This is a genomic window from Vibrio sp. Vb0888 (assembly GCF_033338835.1).
GTDB classification, from domain to species: Bacteria; Pseudomonadota; Gammaproteobacteria; order Enterobacterales; family Vibrionaceae; genus Vibrio; species Vibrio alginolyticus.
This window is the reverse complement of sequence record NZ_JAWOTL010000215.1, coordinates 1-1,191: the sequence shown is the minus strand read 5'-3', so window position 1 is coordinate 1,191 and position 1,191 is coordinate 1. Positions and strand designations below refer to the sequence as shown.

The 1,191-nt window shown below is 44.8% G+C and carries 1 protein-coding gene; it reads right to left on the bottom strand.

Annotated features, from left to right (window positions below):
- Positions 1–186: 186 nt before the first annotated feature.
- Entirely contained in the window at positions 187–1,095 is a 909-nt protein-coding gene (locus R7P72_RS25125) for an aldo/keto reductase family oxidoreductase (RefSeq protein WP_318110975.1), read from the bottom strand.
- Positions 1,096–1,191: the final 96 nt, after the last annotated feature.

The window sequence follows — 1,191 nt, the reverse complement described above, 5'->3', positions numbered from 1 at the left end:
TCGATTTAGTGACATCGAACAAAGCCTACTGACCATTCTCAACCCTTGATACGCATAGGGTTGCGTTTATCTAAGCTCCAGAAAACCGAGAAAAAGTTCGTTACTTGCTAAAGTGAAGGAAAGAGGAAACATCAAAAAGGCATCTAATAAGATGCCTTAAGTAAAATCACGATGCTAATGCGCTTTCTATGGCACACCGTGACCTTTCGAAGCAACCCAAACTCGATACCATTGCTCGCGAGTCAATTCGATATTCAGTGCATTCACGGCCGTTTGCACACGCTCAATTTTCCCTGAACCAATGATTGGAATTGGCTTAGATGGCAAGCGACGTACCCAAGCGTAAATAACTTGGTCAATGCTGGTCGCACCCACTTCTTCACGAATCGCTTCTAGCTCGTTACGAACGCGAATCGCTTGCTCGCTTTCCCCACTGAAGATTGAGCCGCCACCTAAACAAGACCAAGCCATTGGACGCGTGCGCAACATTTGCATTTGGTCTAGCGTTCCATCGTGCGCAACCTCAAAATTAAGCGGGTTGATTTCCACTTGGTTAGTCACAAGAGGTTTACCAAGGCGCGATTGCAGCAATTCGAACTGACGCGGCGTAAAGTTAGACACACCAAAGTGCTTCACTTTACCTACTTTGTGCAGCTCCGTGAATGCTTCCGCAACTTCATCAGCATCCATCAATACATCTGGACGATGGAGCAATAGCACATCGATTTCATCCACATTTAAGCGCTCAAGTGAGTTGTTCACTGATTGGTAAATGTGTGCAGAACTTGTGTCGTAGTGATTAATTTTGCGTTCAGGTGTTTTGTCACCACACAAATTAATGTCACATTTGGTCACGATCTGGATTTGGTCACGTACGCTTTTATCCAAAGCTAACGCTTCACCAAACAACGCTTCACATTCGTAGTTACCGTAAATGTCTGCGTGATCGACCGTAGTGATCCCTAACTCAATATGTTGCTTAAGAAATGACAAACGCTCTTGAGCCGTCATTCCCCAATCTGCCGCACGCCAATATCCTTGAACTAGCTCTGAAAATTCAGGGCCATTTGGTGCAGTCACAACTTTTGCAACCATGGGTTTTCTCCTTTAATTGAACTGCATTCATCCTAGTCTTGTTTTCACATCGTCTCAACGGGTAAACTTTCGCAATTCGAACTGGAGTACGAAATA

What these genes read in the sequence shown, in the direction of transcription:
- R7P72_RS25125 (WP_318110975.1), bottom strand. Translation starts at nt 1,095, where the DNA reads ATGGTTGCAAAAGTTGTGACTGCACCAAATGGCCCTGAATTTTCAGAG.